Source organism: Gluconobacter sp. R75690, assembly GCF_015244525.1.
Taxonomy (GTDB): domain Bacteria; phylum Pseudomonadota; class Alphaproteobacteria; order Acetobacterales; family Acetobacteraceae; genus Gluconobacter; species Gluconobacter potus.
Genome location: NZ_JABCQB010000008.1, coordinates 53,698 through 74,498, shown reverse-complemented (window position 1 = coordinate 74,498; position 20,801 = coordinate 53,698). Strand labels below are relative to the sequence as shown.

15 protein-coding genes are annotated in these 20,801 nt (G+C 61.2%); 10 read left to right on the top strand and 5 right to left on the bottom strand.

What is annotated here, in order from left to right:
• The first annotated feature begins 54 nt into the window (after window positions 1–54).
• The 4 genes from HKD27_RS10785 (at window position 55) to HKD27_RS10770 (ending at window position 5,473) form a co-directional block, all read left to right on the top strand.
• A complete protein-coding gene (locus HKD27_RS10785) occupies window positions 55–2,553 on the top strand; it encodes a TonB-dependent receptor (protein ID WP_228518473.1) in 2,499 nt (832 codons plus the stop codon).
• A 2-nt stretch (window positions 2,554–2,555) separates the two neighbouring features.
• A complete protein-coding gene (locus HKD27_RS10780) occupies window positions 2,556–3,710 on the top strand; it encodes a phosphotransferase enzyme family protein (RefSeq protein ID WP_194689543.1) in 1,155 nt (384 codons plus the stop codon).
• On the top strand, window positions 3,701–4,270 hold the full coding sequence (gene pnuC / locus HKD27_RS10775) for a nicotinamide riboside transporter PnuC (RefSeq protein WP_194689544.1): 570 nt from the start codon (window positions 3,701–3,703) through the stop codon (window positions 4,268–4,270). Before HKD27_RS10780 ends, pnuC begins: the two co-directional genes overlap by 10 nt.
• A gap of 105 nt (window positions 4,271–4,375) precedes the next feature.
• On the top strand, window positions 4,376–5,473 hold the full coding sequence (locus HKD27_RS10770; protein WP_194689545.1) for an AI-2E family transporter: 1,098 nt from the start codon (window positions 4,376–4,378) through the stop codon (window positions 5,471–5,473).
• 4 nt (window positions 5,474–5,477) lie between these two features.
• On the opposite strand, the gene HKD27_RS10765 is transcribed toward HKD27_RS10770, so the two are convergent.
• Window positions 5,478–6,404: a LysR family transcriptional regulator gene (locus tag HKD27_RS10765; protein WP_194265404.1), complete on the bottom strand. Its 927-nt coding sequence runs from the start codon at window positions 6,402–6,404 to the stop codon at window positions 5,478–5,480.
• A gap of 112 nt (window positions 6,405–6,516) precedes the next feature.
• Here HKD27_RS10765 and HKD27_RS10760 point away from each other — a divergent pair, with 112 nt between their 5' ends.
• Together HKD27_RS10760 and acnA are read left to right on the top strand one after the other, a co-directional pair.
• Window positions 6,517–7,539 carry an isocitrate/isopropylmalate dehydrogenase family protein gene (locus HKD27_RS10760; RefSeq protein ID WP_194689546.1) on the top strand — a complete coding sequence of 341 codons (1,023 nt, stop codon included), beginning with the start codon at window positions 6,517–6,519 and terminating at the stop codon, window positions 7,537–7,539.
• 33 nt (window positions 7,540–7,572) lie between these two features.
• Window positions 7,573–10,266, top strand: coding sequence for an aconitate hydratase AcnA (gene acnA, locus HKD27_RS10755; protein ID WP_194689547.1), 2,694 nt, complete (start codon window positions 7,573–7,575; stop codon window positions 10,264–10,266).
• A gap of 280 nt (window positions 10,267–10,546) precedes the next feature.
• On the opposite strand, the gene HKD27_RS10750 is transcribed toward acnA, so the two are convergent.
• The 4 genes from HKD27_RS10750 to ahpC all read right to left on the bottom strand — a co-directional run bounded on the left by HKD27_RS10750 (window position 10,547) and on the right by ahpC (window position 13,975).
• Window positions 10,547–10,900, bottom strand: a complete 354-nt coding sequence (locus HKD27_RS10750) for a hypothetical protein (RefSeq protein ID WP_194689548.1) — start codon at window positions 10,898–10,900, stop codon at window positions 10,547–10,549.
• Between the two features lie 136 nt (window positions 10,901–11,036).
• Window positions 11,037–11,669 carry a LysE family translocator gene (locus tag HKD27_RS10745; protein ID WP_194689549.1) on the bottom strand — a complete coding sequence of 211 codons (633 nt, stop codon included), beginning with the start codon at window positions 11,667–11,669 and terminating at the stop codon, window positions 11,037–11,039.
• Window positions 11,670–11,715: 46 nt separating this feature from the next.
• Window positions 11,716–13,287: an alkyl hydroperoxide reductase subunit F gene (gene ahpF / locus HKD27_RS10740; RefSeq protein WP_194689550.1), complete on the bottom strand. Its 1,572-nt coding sequence runs from the start codon at window positions 13,285–13,287 to the stop codon at window positions 11,716–11,718.
• 124 nt (window positions 13,288–13,411) lie between these two features.
• Window positions 13,412–13,975, bottom strand: a complete 564-nt coding sequence (gene ahpC, locus HKD27_RS10735) for an alkyl hydroperoxide reductase subunit C (protein ID WP_011252874.1) — start codon at window positions 13,973–13,975, stop codon at window positions 13,412–13,414.
• 247 nt (window positions 13,976–14,222) lie between these two features.
• Here ahpC and HKD27_RS10730 point away from each other — a divergent pair, with 247 nt between their 5' ends.
• The 4 genes from HKD27_RS10730 (at window position 14,223) to HKD27_RS10715 (ending at window position 20,801) form a co-directional block, all read left to right on the top strand.
• Window positions 14,223–15,152 (top strand): hydrogen peroxide-inducible genes activator, encoded by a 930-nt coding sequence (locus tag HKD27_RS10730; RefSeq protein WP_194689551.1) that lies wholly within the window; start codon window positions 14,223–14,225, stop codon window positions 15,150–15,152.
• A 534-nt stretch (window positions 15,153–15,686) separates the two neighbouring features.
• On the top strand, window positions 15,687–16,916 hold the full coding sequence (locus HKD27_RS10725; RefSeq protein WP_062495473.1) for an acyl-CoA dehydrogenase family protein: 1,230 nt from the start codon (window positions 15,687–15,689) through the stop codon (window positions 16,914–16,916).
• Window positions 16,916–18,283, top strand: a complete 1,368-nt coding sequence (locus HKD27_RS10720; protein WP_194689552.1) for an LLM class flavin-dependent oxidoreductase — start codon at window positions 16,916–16,918, stop codon at window positions 18,281–18,283. Before HKD27_RS10725 ends, HKD27_RS10720 begins: the two co-directional genes overlap by 1 nt.
• A 52-nt stretch (window positions 18,284–18,335) precedes the next feature.
• Window positions 18,336–20,801: a TonB-dependent receptor gene (locus tag HKD27_RS10715; RefSeq protein ID WP_194689553.1), complete on the top strand. Its 2,466-nt coding sequence runs from the start codon at window positions 18,336–18,338 to the stop codon at window positions 20,799–20,801.

Here is a 20,801-nt window from a genome sequence, read left to right as displayed (position 1 = left end):
ACCTTTCCTGTCAGAGCTGAGATCTCATTGCTTGCAGGCGAGGAGTCTCTCATCATGGCACACAGACAACCTCCGGCCCTTCCGGCCCCAGCGTCTGTCAGACCATACTGCCCCACGACCCGGGAAACACCTGCGTCTCCCGTCTTGCGTCCGCGATATCGCAGTCTTCTGCCCGTCCTGCTCGGCACAACGGTCTGTTTTTCGGTCGCGCGTGCCGCCGATACGCCGGCTACGACCAAGCCACCGGTCCAGCAGACAGCATCCCAGACGCAGGCCGTCCAAACGCATGCAGTTAAGCCCCTCAGGGCCGAGCACATCATCGTGCACCGGATTCCGGACAGCGCTCCCGGCAACCAGCCGGGGGGCGGACTGATCCATCTGCAGGACGGCGTGAAATCCGTCAGTACGGTCAGTCAGGATTTCATTTCCAAACAGGCCCCGATGGCAACGGCTTTCCAGCTTGCCTCCATGCTGCCCGGCGCCAATGTCGCCTCGTCCGATCCGATGGGCTTTTCCCCGAATACGAACATCACCGTCCGCGGTCTCGATAACAGCGCCATCGGCTATGTGCTCGAAGGCATGCCGCTGAATGACGTGGCCTATTATTCCGGCACGCCGAGCCAGTTCGCGGACAGTGAAAACTATCAGGAAATCGCCCTGGCTCAGGGATCGGCCGATCTCGATAGCCCGGTCCTGAACGCGGCCGGCGGCCTGATGAACCTGACATTCCGCGACCCCGCCAAAAAGGCCGGTGGCGATGCCAGCGTGTCTTATGGCTCCTACAACACCAACCGCGAATTCATCCGTCTCGATACCGGCGACATCGCCCATACCGGCATCCGTGGCTTCGTATCCTATTCCCATGGCGCAACCGACAACTGGCGCGGCCCCGGACGCGACGAGAAACAGCACGTCGATTTCAAGTTCCTCAAGGAATGGGGGCAGGGTAACCGCGCCAGTCTCCTGGGGTCCTTCAACGCGACCATCACAAGCTGGTATCCCGAACCGACGATGGAAAGCTGGAAATCGGACGGCATCAAAGGCCAGAACAACCTTCTGGCCCACTATGACAGCAGCAATCCCGAAAACGGCGCGAATTACTGGCGACTGTGGCGGGACGGCGAGCGCACGCTTTATGGCGGAGCGCCCGTTCATCTGACGCTGACAGACCGCCTGTCCCTGGACGTCACGCCTTACGCCCAGTTCGCCTATGGCAACTGGCCGGGTGGAAGCACGATGTCCACGTCCGGTCTCTATCAGGGCACGCAGGCCCTGTCCGACACGCTGAACCTGCCCGGCGCGCAGGACGGCGTCGGCGTGGTCCGCGCGGATTATACCCAGCGCAGCTACCGCTCCGGCTTTACCAGCGCCCTGCATTACAAGACCGGCTGGAACGATTTCGTCCTGGGGTACTGGTACGATTACGGCGATGACAACGAGCAGCAGCCGTTCACAGCCGTCCAGACCAATGGATATGCCCCGGACATCTGGGCGGAAAACGGCAAGGACGTGATCCGCCTGTCAAACGGCGAGCGGCTTCTGGGCGGCAGTTTCCACACCATTTCCCAGACCAATGCCCTGTTCGTCGGCGATCACATGTCCCTGCTGCACGACCATCTGGCCATTGATCTCGGCTTCAAGGCCGTCATGATGAGCCGTGACGGAACGAACAGCCTGCCGGGCCCGCAGTATCATGTCGCGTCCAACAGCATGGAGCCGCTGCCCCGTCTGGGCGTGCGCTGGCGGATTGATGGCGAGAACCAGCTCTTTTTCAACGCCACGACCAATTTCCGTGCACCCGATCAGACCGCGCTTTACAACACCTATGACCCCTCTTCGGGCGAAATGTACGGAACCGGTTCCACGGATGTCCGCAACGAATATTCCATTTCCGAAGAACTGGGATATCGCCGGACGGGGCGCTGGATCATCGGCAGCCTGACGCTGTTCAACTACAACTTCACCAACCGCCAGATCTCCACGCAGGCCGTGCAGAACGGCTCCATCGTCAGCACGACCATGAATGCCGGCGGCCAGACGTCACGTGGCGTGGATGTGGAAATCGGCCTGCGCCCCTGGCATCATTTCAGCCCGTATGTGTCAGGTGAATACCTGCACGCCACCATCGACAATGACCTGATGTCCGGCGGGGACCTTCTGCGGACCCGTGGCAAAATCGCTGTCCGCAGCCCCACCCTTCAGGCCGCGGCCGGGTTGAGCTACGATGACGGACACATCTTCGGCGTCGCCACCGTGCATTACACCGGCCACCAGTACGCTACGTTTATGAATGACGAGCGCGTCTCGGATCATACGACGGGTGATCTCGCCATCGGCTACCGCTTTTCGGATCACGTCCATCTGCATCAGCCGACCCTGCGGATGAACTTCATCAACATCACGAACGAGCACTATCTTTCCGGCGTGGCGAGCCCCACCCTGAACGCGAAGGACACGACCGGCGTCTATGGCACCACCATCGCCGGCAGTGCCCCGAGCTATTATATCGGTGGCGGGTTCGCGGCCCTGTTCACCGCCTCCACGGGATTCTGAGCATGGCAGAGGCCTCCGGACAGTTCGGCATCAACGGTCCCGAAAACAAACGGGACTGGCCAGCACTGTCCGATGCCGAAGCCTGCGAGGTCCTGTCCCATTTCCCGCTCCCCGCCCCAGCCCGACAGGTCGTCTGGCACGGACGGCGACCGTTTTCCTCAACGGGCGTCGTCTCGCTGGAAGATGGGAGTCGGGTTTTCGTCAAACGTCATGACCATTGCCTCCGCGATGCCACAGCTCTTGGGGAAGAGCACCGCTTCATCACGCATCTGGCCGAACAGGGCGTTCCGGTCGGCCAGACATGGCGTACGAAAACCGGCCAGGCGGCCCTTGATCTCAATGGGTCAGCCTATGAGGTCTTTTCCATTATGCCGGGCCACGATCTGTACGAAACCGTGCAGTCGTGGGAGCCCTTCCATAACGTCAGACAGGCCTTTTCGGGCGGCCTGCATCTGGGGCGGCTTCACGACGCGGCCAGAAATTTCGATGCCCCTGCCCGCCCTTCCCGACGCCCCCTGCTCTCCACGTTCGAGGTCATCACATCCCCCAACCTGATGACCGGGCTGGAACGCTGGATCCCGCAACAGGCCGGGCTGACAGAGGCCCTGACCCGTCATCCCTGGCGTGAGGATATCCCCGCCGCCCTGCTGCCGTTTCATGAAAGACTGAAACCCCATCTCGGCACGATCCAGCCCCGCTGGGGCCATGGCGACTGGCATCCCTCCAACCTGTTCTGGAGCGGGACGGGCACCGATGCACAGGTCTGTGGTATTCTCGATTTCGGCATGTCGGACCGGACCTGCGCCGCCTATGATCTTGCGGTCGCCATCGAACGCACCGCCATCGCATGGCTCGAACCCCAGAACGACTGCCCTGTCATTCATGAACGGCTCGAAGCGTTCCTGTCGGGCTATCTGGCGCAATATGCGCTCTCCCGCGAAGAACGCCGTCTGGTACCCCTCTTCCTTCCGCTTGTGCACGTCGAATATGCCCTGTCCGAGGTCGCCTATTACGAGACGCTGGTCCACGACCGGGCGGGCGTGAAAGCAGCCTATACGGACTATCTTCTGGGCCACGCGCACTGGTTCGCCTCGCCCTCCGGGCAGCAGTTCCTGCGCTGGCTGACCCGGACTCTTCAGGCCCCCTCATGTCCCTGATCGAAATTCTGGGCGCCATCCTCAGCGCACTCGCCGTCTGGCTGACGTCACGACGCAGCATGATCTGCTGGCCCGTCTCGCTGGCAGCAGCGGGGCTTTACTGCTGGGTGTTCCTCAAAGCGCGGCTCTATGCCGATGCAGGACTTCAGATCGCCTTCAGCCTCTACGTCATTTACGGATGGCGGCACTGGCGCCGGATGGAAAAACCGGATGGCCGGATCCGCGTCCGCCGCCCGACACGCCGTACTCTTCTGAACGGACTACTCTGCGGCGCGGCAGGAAGCGCAGTCTGGGCCTTCGTCCTCGCGCGCTTCACCAACGATCCTATGCCCGTCACGGATGCTACCCTCACGGCCTACAGCATCCTCGCCCAATGCTGGGATACCATGCGCTATCGCGAAACCTGGTCCCTGTGGATCGTGGTGGACAGCGCCTATGTCGCCCTGTTCATCAGCCGCGGCCTTTACCCGACGGCAGTCCTGTATGCCGGCTTCGTCCTGCTCGCCGTCAACGGATACCGCCTCTGGAAGCCCGATCCGTCAGCCGCCTCACCAGGCTAAGCATTCGCAGATTTCAGATACCCCTACTTTCTCCTGCGGGCAGATCGGCCTATCTTTCCCAGCGCAGCACTGCTGATTTTATTTCCACGGAAAGCCAAGCCTTCAATGCCAGACCTTTTCCAGAACGGCTCTCAGGACAATACCCGGTCCGTTCTGGTTGCCCTGCTGGCGAGCGGCATTGTCATCAGCGCCATCTGGATCCTCAAGCCGTTCCTTCCCGCCACGATCTGGGCCGTTACGATCGCGGTAACAACCTGGCCCATGCTGCGACGGCTTCAGACCTTCGTCGGAAACAGCCGCCGGGTGGCCGTTTCCCTCACCATCCTGATTGCGATGCTGGTGTTCATCCTGCCGCTCTGGCTCGCCATCACGACGGTTTCGAGCCATTTCGGCGATATCATCGCGCTGGTCTCCTCGTCTTCCACGCTCCACATCCCGGATGAGCCGCCATGGATGGGCCGGCTTCCTCTGGTCGGTCCGCATATCGCGCCATTCTGGGACCGCATGCAGCGCATGCAGTTCCCCGAAATGGTCCGGCAGGTCATTCCCGCCCCGGAAACCCTCATCCACACATTTCTGGCCTATGCGGGCAGTTTTAGCATTCTGGCCCTGCAGTTCATCCTCACGCTGGTCATTCTCGGCGTGCTCCTCATGCGCGCGGAATCAGCGATTGCGGTTGCGGACACGCTCGTCACCATTCTGGCGGGCAATCGCGGCAAGGAAATGCTCCAGCTTGCCGCCTATACGATCCGGGGGGTCGCCTTTGGCGTGACCGTCACCGCAGTCGTTGAATCCGCTGTGGCCGGCATCGGGCTGAAACTCGCAGGTGCGCCCTGGGTCAGTATCCTGACCGCCGTGACCTTCATGGTCTGCCTGCTTCAGGCCGGCCCGGGCGTCACCCTGATCCCTGCCGTGATCTGGGTCTATTTTGATCGTGGTCTTGCCCCGGCAGCGCTTCTGCTGGTCGTCACCATCATCACGATCATCATCGATAACGTCCTGCGCCCGTTCCTGATCCGCAAGCAGGCCGATATCCCGCTCATTCTCATTATGCTCGGCGTGATTGGCGGGCTCGGCGGACTGGGACTGGTCGGGATCTTCATCGGCCCGCTGATCCTGTCCGTGGCCTATACGCTGACCAAGAGCTGGATCAGTGACTCCCGCCAGACACCCCCATCCGTTTCAACGCCTCTGGACTCCTGAACCCTCATTCCGCCGCGACCGCGCCATAGGCCTGCCGGATACGGCGGGCCTGATGGATGAAATACAGCTTGGCCCCCGTCATCCGGACCGAGCGGAACACCAGATAAAGCGGCGCTGTCAAAGCCGTGCGGGACGAGAGCGGGATATAGACCACCTGCCCCGCATGATGCTGCTGCATGGACTGGGGCACGAGTGAAATGCCCAATCCTCCTGCCACAAGGTTCAAGGCTGCCAGAAGCTGCGGACCTTTCTGGCGGATCCGCGGGGTAAAGCCCGCGCCCAGACAGGCATCCACGATCGTCTTGTACAGGCCGTTATTGTACTGGCTCTGATACAGGATGAAGTCCTCGTCCTCGAGTTCAGCCAGTTTCAGACCCGCAGCCGGGGCCTCTTTTGCAAGACGATGGCTCTTTGGCACTGCCAACACCATCGGCTCTTCCACGATCAGTTCGACCACCACATCCGACACATAGGGAATGGACGTCCGGACGAAAGCAACATCCACGGTATCTTCCCGCAGCGCCCCCAGAAGCTGGCTGGAATTGCCTTCCGTCAGCGTCAGCCCCACATCCGGCCAGGTTTCGCGGAACTGCCCCAGCAGATCGGGCAGACTGGGATGACACAGCGCGGAGTTGGTGAACCCGATCGACAGTTCTCCGGCCTCACCCCGCACAATGCGGCGGACATCCTCGACCGTCTCATCCATACGCTCGATGACATCATACGCCCCTTTAAGCATGCTGCGCCCGGCCGAGGTCAGGCGCATGCCGCGGGCATGACGTTCAAAGAGCTGAACCCCCAACTCCTGTTCCATACCCTTGAGCAGCCGGGTCAGCGGAGGCTGCTGGATTCCGAGACGCTCGGCGGCACGGGTCAGGTTGCGTTCTTCGGCAATGGCGATGACGGCATGGAGATGTCTGAGCTCAATCATTCCATACCTTTAAAGTATGATGAAACCCTGCTGCAAACATTGGTTCGCACATGAAACTTCTTTAAGGTCCGCCGCGTCACAGACCCACCCTTTGACCGAACAGGAACGCGCCATGACCAAGACCATTCCCGCCACACTCATCGCCGGTGACGGAATTGGCCCGGAAATCATGCAGTCGGTCACGACCGTCATGGAGGCCCTCGGCGCCCCCTTCCTCTGGGATCACCAGAGCGCAGGCGTAGGCGCATTCGACCAGCACGGTACGGCTCTGCCCGAGGCCACGCTCGACAGCATCCGCCGCACCGGCCTCGTGCTGAAAGGGCCGCTGACCACGCCTGTGGGCAAGGGCTTCCGCTCCATCAACGTCACGCTGCGTCAGGCGTTCGACCTGTACGCCAATGTCCGCCCGACCCAGACGATCGTCCCTGGCGGGCGCTATGAAAACGTCGATCTGGTCGTGGTCCGCGAGAACATCGAAGGCCTGTATGCCGCGATGGAGCATTACATGGCCGTGGACGGGGATCCCGAAGCCGTGGCCTATGGTGCGGGGTTCAATACCCGCGCGGAATGCAACCGGATCGTCCGCTTCGCTTTCGAATATGCCGTAAAGAACAACCGCAAGAAGGTGACGCTCGTCCACAAGGCGAACATCCTCAAAATTCTGAGCGGCCTGTTCCTGCATGAAGGTCGCAAGGTCGCTGCGGAATATGAAGGCCAGGTAGCGCTGGAAGAGCGCATCGTTGACGCCTGCGCGATGGAGCTTGTGATCCGTCCGGAGAATTACGATGTCATCGTCACGACCAATCTGTTCGGCGATATCCTGTCTGATCTGACGGCGGGTCTCGTAGGCGGCCTGGGCATGGCACCGGGCGCGAATATCGGCGAGAAAATGGGAATCTTCGAAGCCGTCCATGGCTCCGCGCCGGACATTGCCGGACAGGGCGTCGCCAATCCGCTGGCACTGATGATGGCGGGCAGCATGATGCTCGCCCATGTCGGACGGCAGGACCTGTCCCAGCGTCTGGACGGTGCGATGAAGCAGATCCTTCAGGTCGAGGGCCTCCGCACCCGCGATCTGGGCGGCAAGGCCACCACGCAGGACGTCACGCAGGCCCTTCTGCGCGCCATCCAGTAATTTCCTGACAGCCCTCCAAGGAACATTCCCATCATGAAACAGGTTGGACACGACCTTCTGGACTGCCAGCGCGACCTCTCGATCGAGGGGCGCTCCTATCGCTATTTCTCCCTGCCCGTCGCGGCTGAAAAACTGGGCGACATCTCGCGCCTGCCCGTCAGCCTGAAAGTGCTGCTCGAGAACGTCCTGCGCTTTACAGATGGCTCGACCTATCGCGTCGAGGACGCACAGGCGATCGTGGACTGGACGAAGAACGCCCACTCCACGCAGGAAGTCCCGTTCAAGCCCGCCCGCATTCTGATGCAGGACTTCACCGGCGTCCCGGCCGTGGTCGATCTGGCGGCCATGCGCGATGGCATCGTCTCGCTCGGCGGTGATCCGCAGAAGGTCAATCCGCTCGTCCCCGTCGATCTGGTGATCGATCATTCCGTGATGGTGGACGTCGCCGGGCGCAAGGACGCGCTCCAGCAGAATGTCTCGCTGGAATTCGAGCGCAATGGCGAGCGTTATGCGTTCCTGCGCTGGGGTCAGGAAGCGTTCGACCAGTTCCGGGTCGTCCCGCCAGGGGCTGGCATCTGCCATCAGGTCAATCTGGAATATCTGTCCCAGGTGGTCTGGACGGGCACAGTCGGCGACGTCACCTACGCCTATCCCGACACGCTGTATGGCACGGATTCCCACACGACCATGGTCAATGGTCTGGGCGTTCTGGGCTGGGGCGTTGGCGGAATCGAGGCCGAAGCTGCCATGCTCGGACAGCCGATTTCCATGCTCATCCCCGATGTCGTGGGTTTCCGGATGGAAGGACGTCTGCCGGAAGGGACGACCGCAACCGATCTGGTTCTGACAGTCACGCAGATGCTGCGGGCCAAGGGCGTGGTCGGCAAGTTCGTGGAGTTCTTCGGCCCGGCGCTGGATCATCTGCCGGTCGCGGATCGCGCGACCATCGCGAACATGGCCCCGGAATATGGCGCGACCTGCGGCTTCTTCCCGGTTGATGCACTGGCGCTCGACTATCTGCGCCAGACCGGCCGTGACGAGCATCGCATTGCACTGACGGAGGCCTGGCTGCGCGCGCAAGGCATGTTCCGCGACGCCTCCACGCCCGAGCCAGTATTCTCGGACGTTCTGACGCTGGATCTGGGCACAGTCACGCCCTGCATTTCCGGCCCCAAGCGCCCCCAGGACCGGATCGAACTCTCTGCCGCCACCCCGGCTTTCGAAAAAGCCCTGACGGAAACGCTCGGCGTCAAACCGGACGATATCCACAAGAGCGCCCCCGTCGCTGGCACGGATTATGCGATCGGGCATGGCACCATCGTCATCGCCGCCATCACGTCCTGCACCAACACGTCCAACCCGGCCGTTCTGGTCGCAGCCGGACTGGTGGCCCGCAAAGCCAGAGCGCTCGGCCTGATGCCGAAGCCCTGGGTAAAAACGTCGCTCGCACCGGGCTCGCAGGTCGTGACAGACTATCTGGATCGCGCCAATCTGAGCGCCGATCTGGACGCATTGGGCTTCGAGACGGTCGGCTATGGCTGCACGACCTGCATCGGCAATTCCGGCCCGCTGGCGAAGGAACTGGTGGACGCCATTGAAGGCAATGGTCTGGTCGCAACGTCTGTCCTGTCCGGCAACCGCAACTTCGAGGGCCGCATTTCGCCCAACGTCCGCGCCAATTATCTCGCAAGCCCGCCGCTCGTCGTCGCCTATGCGCTTCTGGGAACGATGCGCGAGGACATCACAACGGCTGTTCTCGGACATGGCCCCGATGGCACGCCGGTTACCCTTCGCGATATCTGGCCGACCAACCACGAGATCGCAGAACTCGTCGGCTCCGCCGTCACGCGCGAAGCGTTCGTCGAGCGTTACAGCCACATCACGGAAGGCACGAAGGAATGGCAGGCGCTGGCCTCTGCCGGAACTTCGGCGACCTATGACTGGCAGCCGGGCTCGACTTATGTGCAGAACCCGCCCTATTTCGACGGTCTGACCGCCGAACCGGCCCCCACAAAGGACATCGCTGGCGCACGCATTCTGGCGCTGCTGGGCGACAACATCACGACCGATCACATCTCCCCCGCCGGTGCAATTGCACCATCGTCACCAGCGGGCGTGTATCTGCAGGAGCATCAGGTCGCGGTGAAGGACTTCAATTCCTACGGCTCCCGCCGCGGCAATGACCGCGTCATGGTCCGGGGGACCTTCGCCAATATCCGCATCCGCAATGAGATGGCGCCGGGGACCGAAGGGGGCGTCACGCTGCATCAGCCCGATGGCGCGCAGATGTCCATCTACGATGCCGCCAACCGCTATGCGCAGGACGGCGTGCCGCTCGTCGTGTTCGGCGGCAAGGAATACGGCATGGGCTCGTCCCGTGACTGGGCCGCGAAGGGCACCCGCCTGCTCGGCATCAAGGCCGTCATCGCGGAGAGCTTCGAGCGCATCCACCGCTCCAACCTCGTCGGCATGGGCGTCCTGCCCCTGACCTTCGAGCCAGGCACGACGCGCAAGACGCTGGGACTGGACGGCACGGAGACGATCGCCATTCACGGCATCGAAACCCTGACACCACGCCAGACCCTGACCATGACGGTCACCCGTCAGGATGGCAGCACGCAGGACGTCCCGCTGCTGTGCCGTGTCGATACGGTCGATGAGGCGGAATATTACCGCAACGGAGGCATCCTGCCCTACGTCCTGCGGGGAATGGCCTCAGCAGACTGAAAAAGCGTGGGCCCCATGTTTCCAGTCCGCCAATTCAGGAGCGTGATGCACTGTGACACGGTGAAACTCTCACAGTCGTAACACCCTCGTTTTAGAAGGGAGTGCCATGCCGGGTTACCGTGAGGCCCGGCCGGTGCGTCACACTCTTTTTTTCAGAACAACCAGCGCCTCCATGGCCCACAATTCCGGCAAAAGCGGGGAATACGCCGTCTGGACAATCGGCGGCGGTTCAAACCCCAGCTCATCCCCGTCAAGGCGGGGAACACAGGTCGAAATTGCGCTATTGGTTACCGAATACTCCCATTTTCACAGCAATATCGTTCATATCCAGTCCAATGGGATCATCGGGCCGTTGAGCGCATTCTTGCTGAAAATCAGATATTATTTCCCAATAGTGTTCTTCAGCAAATTTCTTGGGGAAACGGCCATCATCTTCCATCAAATGGAGATAGAATTGGTGGTTATGCTGAACCTGAAGCGTTGTAGCTGGTTGGTGGCCCCGAGAGAAATGCGCCAACTCCTGGCAGGTAGTATCACCGCTTAATTTAGCAGAAAGCGCATCCTGGTCGGAGGGAGAGGCTTCTGCTGCTCCTGCCAAAGCCAATAGGGCCAATATCCCAACAGCCGTCTTCATCTGCCCCTCCATTCACACTCGGCAACATGCCAGAGTTTGGGATGAAGGGAGAGTCGGAAAAGATCAGGCCCTCCCCAGGCGGCTTTATTATTGCCTGAAAGGCACGTCGGATGGCTGATGCCATGAGCTATTGTCGTCAGGCCCGGCGGCTGAGAGCAAGCTTGAGACTGAACGCGATAAAAATCCCGCCCGTCAGCCTGTCCATGCGCCGCACAACCACGGGGCTGGAAAGAAACCGTCCCAGCGGCACGGTCAGGGCGACGAGAAGCGCCAGCCACGAGAAGGACAGGATGGCCTGAATGGCCGTCAGCAGGAGCGAAAACTCCTTTACGTTCACATGCGGCGGAATGAACTGCGGCATGAGCGTCATGTAGAAAATGCCGACCTTGGGATTGAGCAGATTGGTCAGCAGGCCCCGGCGAAATGCCGCACGGGCATCGTCATGCACCGGGACCGTCTCCGCTATCCCAAGCGAAGCCCGGGGATGCAGGATCAATCCGATCCCAAGCCAGGCGAGATAGAGCGCGCCAGCCCATTTGACGACCGTAAACGCCGTCTCGGAGGCCGCCAGCAGCGCCGTCAGCCCAAAGGCCGCCGCGAGTCCCCAGATGCCCAGCCCGAGGCAGATCCCCGTAACGGCCGCCAGACCGGCCTTCCAGCCGGACGTCGTGGCCGTTCGCAATGTCATGGCCGTATCAAGGCCCGGCGTAATCGTGAAAACAGCCGCCGCGGCAGCAAACGTCAGAAGGGGGATCAGGTAAGGATGCATGCGCAAGACCTACACCGCCTCCCGAAAACCCCCAATCCTTCTTTTCTCAGTTCGCCTTCGCCGCCACCGGCAGACGGATCAGATAATCGAATGCCGACAGGGACGCCTTCGCGCCTTCGCCCATGGCAATGACGATCTGCTTGTAAGGCACGGTCGTCGCATCGCCCGCCGCAAACACGCCCGGAACAGACGTCCCGCAGTGGTCGTCAATAACGATCTCGCCATACGGGCTGAGCTTCAGCGTACCCTTCAGCCATTCCGTATTGGGCAGCAGACCGATCTGTACAAACACGCCATCCGTCTTGATCTGATGCAGCCCACCATCGCCATCGCTATAGGTCAGGCCGGTCACTTCCTTGCCGTCACCCTCGATCTTGGTGGTCAGGGCGTTCGTCAGAACCGTGACATTCGGCAGGCTCAGTAGCCGGTCCTGAAGCACCTTGTCGGCTTTCAGATGCGCGCCGCGCTGCAACAGCGTGACATGCGAGACGATCCCCGCAAGGTCGATCGCCGCTTCCACGCCGCTATTGCCACCGCCGGTCACCACAACCGGACGCCCCTTGTAGAACGGACCGTCGCAATGCGGGCAGTACGCCACACCCTTGGTGCGATACTCGTCCTCACCCGGCACACCCAGATGCCGCCAGCGCGCACCCGTCGCAATGATGACCGTCTTCGAGCGCAGGGTTGCGCCACTTTCCAGCACGATCTGGTGCAGCCCACCGGTCTGCTCCGCCGGGATCAGTTTCGCCGCCAGCTGCGAGGCAATGATCTGCACGTCATACTGCCGCACATGCGCCTCAAGTGCTGCCGAGAGTTTCGGACCGTCCGTTTCCGGCACGGAAATGAAGTTCTCGATCCCGGCCGTGTCCATGACCTGACCGCCAAACCGCTCGGCCACGAGGCCCGTGCGCAGACCCTTTCGTGCGGCATAGATCGCCGCCGCATCACCGGCCGGCCCGGCACCAAGCACCAGCACGTCAAACGGGGCCATATCATTCAGCTTCTCCGCCGAGCGGGCCACGGAAGCCGTGTCCAGCTTGGCCAGGATATCCGCCACTTCCATCCGGCCCGACGCAAAGGGCTCACCGTTCAGATAGACCTGCGGGACCGAGCGGATGCCAAGGCGCTCCACCTCATCCTGAAAATCCGCGCCATCAATGGCCGTATGATGGATCTTCGGATTCAGCACGCTCATGGCATTGAGCGCCTGCACCACATCCGGGCAGTTCTGGCAGGACTGGGAGAAATACGTCTCGAAATGGTAGTCCCCGTCCAGCGCGCGGATCTGCGCAACCACATCCGCTTCGATTTTCGGCGGATGCCCGCTGACCTGAAGCAGCGCCAACACCAGGGACGTAAACTCGTGCCCCATCGGCAGACCGGCAAAGCAGACCTGCACATCCGTGCCCGGCCGGCGGATCACGAAGGACGGGATGCGGGTGCCTTGCCCCTTGTCCGAGAACGTGACCTTGGGAGACAGGCTGGCAATATCTTCCAGCAGACCGCGCACCTCATTGGAGCGGTCATCCGTGCCAAGGGTCGCCTCAAGCACGACCGCATCACGCAGGTACTCCATATAGGCGCGCATCTGGGTTTTCAGGTCATCCTGAAGCATTGTTTTTCTCCGGATTTCGGGGTTTGGAATTCGAACCGGAAGACTGTCCGGTGCAGCCGCCTCCACAAAGGAGGCGGGGCTGGTGGAACCCGAGGGCCCCACCATCATCAGATCCGGTGCCGGATCAGATCTTGCCGACGAGGTCGAGGGACGGCTTCAGCGTCTCGCCGCCTTCTTTCCACTTGGCCGGGCAGACTTCACCCGGATGCGTGGCGACGTACTGGGCAGCCTGGATCTTGTCGAGCAGCTCGGCAGCACTCCGGCCAACGCCACCAGCGGTGATCTCGATGTACTGGATCTTGCCTTCCGGATCGATCAGGAACGTGCCGCGATCGGCCAGACCGGCTTCCTCGATCAGCACATCAAAATTGCGTGCGATCGTGCCCGTCGGGTCACCCAGCATCGTGTACTTGATCTTGCCGATGGCCGGCGACGTGTCGTGCCAGGCCTTGTGCGTGAAATGCTTGTCCGTGGAGACGGAATAGATTTCCACGCCCAGCTTGTCAAAAGCGGCCTGGTTGTCAGCGAGATCTTCGAGTTCCGTCGGGCAGACGAACGTGAAGTCAGCCGGGTAGAAGAAGAAAACGGACCACTTGCCGCGAACGTCGGAGTCCGTGACCGTGAGGAACTCACCGTTGCGGAAAGCATCGGTAGAGAAGGGCTTCAGCGGGGAGTTGATGCGAACCATCAGACTGTCTCCTGACCTTGGGTTGAAGTTGTGTTGCGGACTCTGTGTCCCACAGAAAGAGAGGGACAGGAAACAGTTCCTGTCAATATGACTGATCGCCAAAACCGAATTGACGAGATGAAGATATCAAGACTCCCGATCAGAAAACGTGGAGCTTTTTCCTGAAGCCGGCCTGTTTCAACGCTATTTTTTCCTGACAGGCAGAACCGCACTTCCCCATTGAGATATTCGGTCTTATCTATGGGACATGAGCTATGTTCCCCTTTCCGGCCTGTCCCTGCGCGATATCGAATATGTGGTTGCGGTCGATGACCTGCGCAACTTCTCCCGCGCGGCAGAACGCTGCGGCGTCAGCCAGGCCGGACTGTCCGAACAGGTCCGCAAGCTCGAACAGCTTCTGGACGTAACGCTTTTCGAACGCTCCCGGCGCCATGTCGCCCCGACGCCCGATGGTGAACGGCTCCTTGCGCTCGGCCGCGAGGTTCTGGCGGCCGCCCGCAACCTGCTCGAAGTCGCCCGCGCCCAGACCGGACCGATGGAAGGTCCCCTGCGTCTCGGCGTCATCCCCACGCTCGGCCCCTATTACATCCCCGGCCTTCTGCCCCGCCTGCGGGAACATTATCCATCCCTCAGCCTGCGCCTGCGCGAGAACATGACGGACACGCTTGTCCACGCCCTGCGCAACAGCGAACTGGATGTGGCCCTCATGGCGCTGCCCGCGCCGTCGGACGCGCTGGAATGTGCGCCACTTTTCGAGGAGGCCTTCCTCGCCGTTTTCCCGAGCACACATGAACTGGCGCACAAACCGAAACTTTCCCTGAGCCAGCTCGGCCGCCCGGACCTGCTTCTGCTTGAGGACGGGCACTGCCTGCGCGATCAGGCCCTGTCCATCTGCCCGACGGTACCCCGCGAAGGCGAGCAGCGTCTGGCCACCAGTCTCGAGATGCTGTGGTACATGATCGGTGCCGGCGAGGGCTTTTCCCTCATCCCGCAGATCGCACTCCGCAATCGCGCGGATTTCGAAGATCTGATCACCGTCCGCAGCCTGCCCGAACCCGAAGCACGCCGTACGATCGGCCTGACCTGGCGCGCCTCCGACCCCCGTGCCCCGGTCTTCCGCGAGTTCGCAGCCTATCTGCGCAGCATCACTCCGGAACACTGCCACGCCTGCAACTGAACAGGCGTCACGAAGAACTGAACAGGCGTCACGAAGAATAGTGCTGGGAATAGTGCTGGCCGTCGCCTGGCCAGTACTGCCCAGGATACAGCCCAGCCCAAGGCACAGGTGCATATCGGGCTTTCCAGAAAAATACGTGTGATCATCAGCTTCCACTCACGAACAGATGATCCGCCTGCCGCCAGCGTTTGCGAATGGGGTCCAGGTCACATTCTCCCCATGCTGCGCAGATGCCGTATCGGCCCTGCACCCGCCTTGAACCGTACCGGTTTCAGCTACTTCTGAACGCCCGCTCCGATCATACAGCGAGAGGCACAACGCCCAATTTAAAATACTTATTTTTATAGTTATTTAACTAAATAACTATGTTGTTGACGGAACAAAAGAATCACTACAATAATTCTTATATTATCAATAAAACGAAACGGTTTAGTTTTATGTGTGCAACGCTGCTCTGTTCCTGTCCTCCGATGATGCCAGGTTCCTTCCTGCTCTCATCTCCTTTGTTCGGACCGCACGCCACAGGCAGATACCATGACCTACATATCCGCTCCGCTTCCTGACCTTTCCCTTCTCTGGGGACAGGATGCCCGTGAAACCACTCCGTTTCACGACCGCTTCACTCCCGTTTTCGAGCAGATCCGCAGGCAGGCACTGCACGCCGAACTGAACCGCGAACTGCCTTTCGAACAGATCCGCCTCCTTAAGGAGAGTGGCTTTACGGCCCTTCGTGTTCCCGTCGCCCATGGTGGTCTGGGCGCCAGCCTTGAAGATCTGTTCTCCCTCATCACGGCGCTGGCCACGGCCGATTCAAACGTCGCGCAGGCGCTCCGGGCCCATTTTGGCTTCGTCGAGCATCTCCTGTCAGAACCCGCTGGCGCATACCGGGCAAAATGGCTCGACCGCCTCGGCGCCGGACAGACCGCAGGGGCCGCCGCCGCGGAAGGGCCGGCCTCCAAACGCGATCTGTTCAGCACGACCCTGTCCCGGACGGATGGCCAGTGGGTCATCAACGGCTCCAAGTTCTTCACCACTGGCTCCCTCTATGCCGACTGGCTGACCGTCACCGGCACCACCGAAGACGGACAGACCGTCAAGACGCTCGCTGCGCGCAACGATCCCGGCCTTGAGATCGTCGATGACTGGGATGGCATCGGCCAGCGACTGACCGCCAGCGGCACCGCGCATTTCCGCAATGTCCATACGGAAGAAGACGACCTGCGCTACGGCAACACGGCCTTCCCGTATTCACAGGCCTTCTTCCAGCTCTATCATCTGGCCACAGTGGCCGGCATCGCCCGCGCTGCCGCAACAGACGTTGCGGATGCCGTCCGTCGCCGCAAGCGCACCTTCAGCCACGGCAATGCGGACCTTCCCGCCGAAGACCCGCAGATCCTTGAAGTCGTGGGGCATGTCTTCAGTGGTGCCTACATTGCTGGGGCTGCCGTCGAACGCGCCGCCCGCGCCATTCAGGCCGTCGCGGACAGCCCCGCTCCGGAGCTCGACCTCACGGTTGCACGTGCCGAACTCGAAGTCTGGCAGGTTCAGGACCGTATCCTGCCATTGGTGCTCGAAGCCACGACCGCCCTGTTCGATGCACTGAGCGGCGGTGCCACCCTTCGCGTCGCCGGGTTGGACCGGCACTGGCGCAACGTCCGCACGCTGGGCAATCACAACCCGCGCGTCTATCGCACGCGTGTCGTCGGAGATTATGCTGTCAACGGCACTCTTCCGCCACTCCAGTGGCGCGTGGGAGTGGCGTAATGGGACAGCACATCATCCTCAATGGCTTCACCATGGCCACCGTCTCGCACCTGAATTATGGCCTGTGGCGCCATCCCGCGGACCAGACCCACCGTTACAAGGATATCAGCTACTGGACCGAGCTGGCCCGGACGCTCGATGATGCCGGCTTTGATGCCCTGTTCATCGCAGATGCGCTTGGTCAGATCGACGTTTACGGCAACAGCCCGGACGCCGCCCTGAAGCACGGCATCCAGTCCCCGCTGATCGACCCGCTGCTGCTGGTGTCTGCCATGGCCGCTGCCACAACGTCGCTCGGCTTCGGCATTACGCTGTCCACGACCTACGAACATCCTTATCTACTCGCCCGCAAGCTCACGACCCTTGATCATCTGACGAAGGGGCGTCTGGGCTGGAACATCGTGACCTCGCAGCAGGAAAGCGCGGCCCGCAATCTCGGGCTGGACCATCAGATCCCGCATGATGAGCGTTATGACCGCGCCGACGAGTTCATGGATGTCGTCTACAAGCTCTGGCTGAAATCCTGGGAAGAGGACGCCGTCATCCGCGGCCAGACAGCTTCAGGCGAATGGATCTACACAGACCCGGAAAAAGTCCGCCCTATCCGCCATGACGGCCAGTACTACCGCGTCCCGGATGGCCATACCGCTGAACCCAGCCCGCAGCGTGTTCCCGTCCTTCTTCAGGCCGGCGCCTCCGCTCGGGGCGGCGCTTTCGCGGCCAAACATGCGGAAGTCATTTTCGTTGTCGGAGCCGGGGCGGAAGGGACGCGAAAGAACGTCCGGCGCATCCGGGAAGAAGCCGCCCGTGAAGGCCGCGATCCTGCAAGCCTGCGCTTCATCTGCGCTGCCGCCGTCGTGGTGGGCGAGACGGAAGAAGAGGCCATCCGCAAGTTCGCGGAATACAAGGCGTTCTACGACGCGACCGGATCGCTCATTCATTATTCCTCCATGACGGGCGTGGATTTTTCAAAGAACCAGACGGATGAGGTCCTGACCTATCGCCCGACGGAAGCCAGCCAGTCCGTCCTCGAACAGTTCGACCCTGCCATCAGCGGCCGGTCCTGGACCATCGCCGAAGCAACGAGCCCCGCGGAAGGATTTGGCCGCGCCAAGACTTTCGTCGGCAGCCCCGGAACTGTCGCGGACCAGATCGAACGCTGGCTCGAAGATTCAGAAACCGATGGGCTGAACCTGATCCAGGTCGTCAACCCGGACAGCTACAACGACTTCATCCGCCTCGTCCTGCCGGAACTGAAGCGGCGCGGTCGCATCAAACCCAAACCTGGCAAAACCCTGCGCGAAAGCCTTTTCCCGCAGAACACATCCGCACACCCGGCCGCCGACCATCCGGCCTGGCGCTGTTGATCCTCCCAAGACCTGAAAATCCCCGTTTCCTGTATCTTGTGAGTGTCTCTCCATGCCCGCTTTCCCGTTTTCGAGCCGCGCTGCCATCCGCACGTCCAGCAGCTCCGTTTCCCTGATTGCCCTGCTGACGCTCTCCGTCAGCACCCATGCCTTCGCCGCAACAACCACACCGACCACAAAGCCCGGTGAGAAGCCCCGTCACGTCACACCGGCGACGCCCGCTCACAAGCCATCTGCCAAAACACACGCCCTGACCTCTCACAGCACCGAAAACATCGGTGTGGAAGGGCACCGGCAGGCGAACTGGGTATCCAATCCCGTCTCTGCCGTCACGATCCGCGAATATGCGGCCGGAACCAATCCGCTCAAGGCCCTGACGCGCCTGCCCGGAGTGCTGTTCAATTCCGGTGATCCGCAGGGCGTAAACACTTGGGAAAATTCGTTCCTGATGCACGGCTTTGACCAGAGCCAGATCGGCATGACACTGGATGGCATCCCGCTCGGGGACCAGCAGTTCAGCAACGTCAACGGCCTGAGCCCGACATCGGCCATTTCGTCCGAAAATATCGAACGCATGGATGTCTCGGCCTCCACGGGTTCGGAAAGCGTGGCCAGCACCTCCAATCTGGGCGGCACGGTGCAGTTCATCTCCCGTGATCCGTCCCATAAGCGCGGTGCCAGCGTGAACCAGACCTTTGGCAGCAACTCGACCTACCGCACCTTCCTGCGCCTCGAAAGCGGGGACCTGAACCGCCAGGGCACGCGCTTTTATGTCTCCTATGCCCGCAATGACACAGACAAATGGCGCGGCGGACAGGACCAGTTCATGCAGCAGGTCAACGCCAAGGTCCTGCATCCGATCGGGCAGGACAGCCGCATCACGGCGTTCTTCGACTACGCCGATCTGGAGATGCAGAACTACCAGGACTACAGCCTGGACATGTTCAACAACGGTGGCTACGCGATCGATAATTTCATCGGTCAGCCCGGCGGTTACGAAAAAGCCTATCGTCTGGCACTGGCCCAGCGTGGTCTGCCTGGCGGACAGGTCCCGGCCGCCTACGCCAACCTCAAAAGCCCCTATACCGCGTCCTATTACGAAGGCGCGCAGATGCAGCATTCCTATATCGGGGGCGTCTCGGCCGATCTTGCCCTGACCGACCGCCTGCGCTGGCAGAGCACGGTATATGGACACCGTTCCTATCAGCGCGGTTCGGTCGCAAGCCCGCTGATCTCATCCCCCAACGGCGCACCGCTGATCGATCAGGTTACGCAGCCCGACACGGACCGCTTCGGCTTCACGACATCGCTGTCCTACCGCATCGCGCATAACGTCCTGAATGCCGGAATCTGGTACGAAAACACCCATTTCGACATCAGTAAACCGCTCTATCAGGAGCCCCTGCTGGAAGACGTGCTCAATGGCACGGCAACGCCGGTCAACGGTCTCGACAATCTCAAGAATCCCTTCGAAGACGGCTACAGACAGGTCTTCAATACCAACACGTTCGTCGCCTATTTCCAGGATACCTACCGCGTCACCAACACCATTTCGCTTCATGCCGGTTTCCGTTCCGTCCTGAACACGACCCGCGTCAGTGCACTCGCCAACTGGGAAACCTACACGCGCACCACCGCCATCGCAGGCGGCGATTCCCTGACATCAAGCAAACCTTTCCTGCCGCATTTCAGCGGGGAATGGCGTTTCGCTCCCGGCCATCAGCTCTATTTCGACATTGCGGAAAACGTGAAGGTCTATCCCGTCTCGGGCTACAACAGCGGCACATCCCCGTTCTCGACCTCACAGGCGGCCTATCTGGCCTCGAAGAACACTTTGCAACCTGAAACCGACTGGAATTTCGCCGGTGGCTACCGATATACCGGCCGCCTCGTCAGTGGCTCGCTCTACGGCTACCATACGATCTTTTCCAACCGGTTGCAGCGCATCTCCACTGGCCCGACAACCCAGCCTTACACGACCATCCAGAATGTCGGCGGCGTAACGATGACCGGCGTGGACGGGGCCGTGACACTCACCCCCGTCAAGGGGCTGAGCCTGACCAACAGCATCAGCTACAACCATGCTGTCTACGACAACAACATCACCCAGACCGTCAACGGCGCAGTCGTCACCTACAACATCCGGGGCCAGCAGGTCGTGGCCTATCCGCGCCTGATGTACCACGCTGATCTGTCCTACACCTGGCACGATCTTCAGGCCCATATCGAGGCCCAGTATGTTGGCAAGCGAAACCTCAGCTACACGGGCGACACGAAAGTCCCGTCCTACTGGCTGACCAATTTCGGCGCCCGCTATGACCTGACCAAGCAGCTCCACCGCCTGTCCCATACGGGCTTCCTCCAGCACCTCTCGCTGGACTTCAACGTCTATAATCTGACGAACGTGAAATACATCTCCACCATGGGCCAGAACGGCTATCCCATGTCCGGCGATTACCAGTCCGTCGTCCTCGGTGCGCCACGCCAGTATTTCGGCGCCGTTCATGCGGATTTCTGA

What these genes read in the sequence shown, in the direction of transcription:
- pnuC (WP_194689544.1), top strand. Translation starts at nt 3,701, where the DNA reads ATGTCCCTGATCGAAATTCTGGGCGCCATCCTCAGCGCACTCGCCGTC.
- HKD27_RS10745 (WP_194689549.1), bottom strand. Translation starts at nt 11,669, where the DNA reads ATGCATCCTTACCTGATCCCCCTTCTGACGTTTGCTGCCGCGGCGGCT.
- HKD27_RS10760 (WP_194689546.1), top strand. Translation starts at nt 6,517, where the DNA reads ATGACCAAGACCATTCCCGCCACACTCATCGCCGGTGACGGAATTGGC.
- HKD27_RS10720 (WP_194689552.1), top strand. Translation starts at nt 16,916, where the DNA reads ATGGGACAGCACATCATCCTCAATGGCTTCACCATGGCCACCGTCTCG.
- acnA (WP_194689547.1), top strand. Translation starts at nt 7,573, where the DNA reads ATGAAACAGGTTGGACACGACCTTCTGGACTGCCAGCGCGACCTCTCG.
- HKD27_RS10770 (WP_194689545.1), top strand. Translation starts at nt 4,376, where the DNA reads ATGCCAGACCTTTTCCAGAACGGCTCTCAGGACAATACCCGGTCCGTT.
- ahpF (WP_194689550.1), bottom strand. Translation starts at nt 13,287, where the DNA reads ATGCTTCAGGATGACCTGAAAACCCAGATGCGCGCCTATATGGAGTAC.
- HKD27_RS10780 (WP_194689543.1), top strand. Translation starts at nt 2,556, where the DNA reads ATGGCAGAGGCCTCCGGACAGTTCGGCATCAACGGTCCCGAAAACAAA.
- ahpC (WP_011252874.1), bottom strand. Translation starts at nt 13,975, where the DNA reads ATGGTTCGCATCAACTCCCCGCTGAAGCCCTTCTCTACCGATGCTTTC.
- HKD27_RS10750 (WP_194689548.1), bottom strand. Translation starts at nt 10,900, where the DNA reads ATGAAGACGGCTGTTGGGATATTGGCCCTATTGGCTTTGGCAGGAGCA.
- HKD27_RS10785 (WP_228518473.1), top strand. Translation starts at nt 55, where the DNA reads ATGGCACACAGACAACCTCCGGCCCTTCCGGCCCCAGCGTCTGTCAGA.
- HKD27_RS10725 (WP_062495473.1), top strand. Translation starts at nt 15,687, where the DNA reads ATGACCTACATATCCGCTCCGCTTCCTGACCTTTCCCTTCTCTGGGGA.
- HKD27_RS10730 (WP_194689551.1), top strand. Translation starts at nt 14,223, where the DNA reads ATGAGCTATGTTCCCCTTTCCGGCCTGTCCCTGCGCGATATCGAATAT.
- HKD27_RS10715 (WP_194689553.1), top strand. Translation starts at nt 18,336, where the DNA reads ATGCCCGCTTTCCCGTTTTCGAGCCGCGCTGCCATCCGCACGTCCAGC.
- HKD27_RS10765 (WP_194265404.1), bottom strand. Translation starts at nt 6,404, where the DNA reads ATGATTGAGCTCAGACATCTCCATGCCGTCATCGCCATTGCCGAAGAA.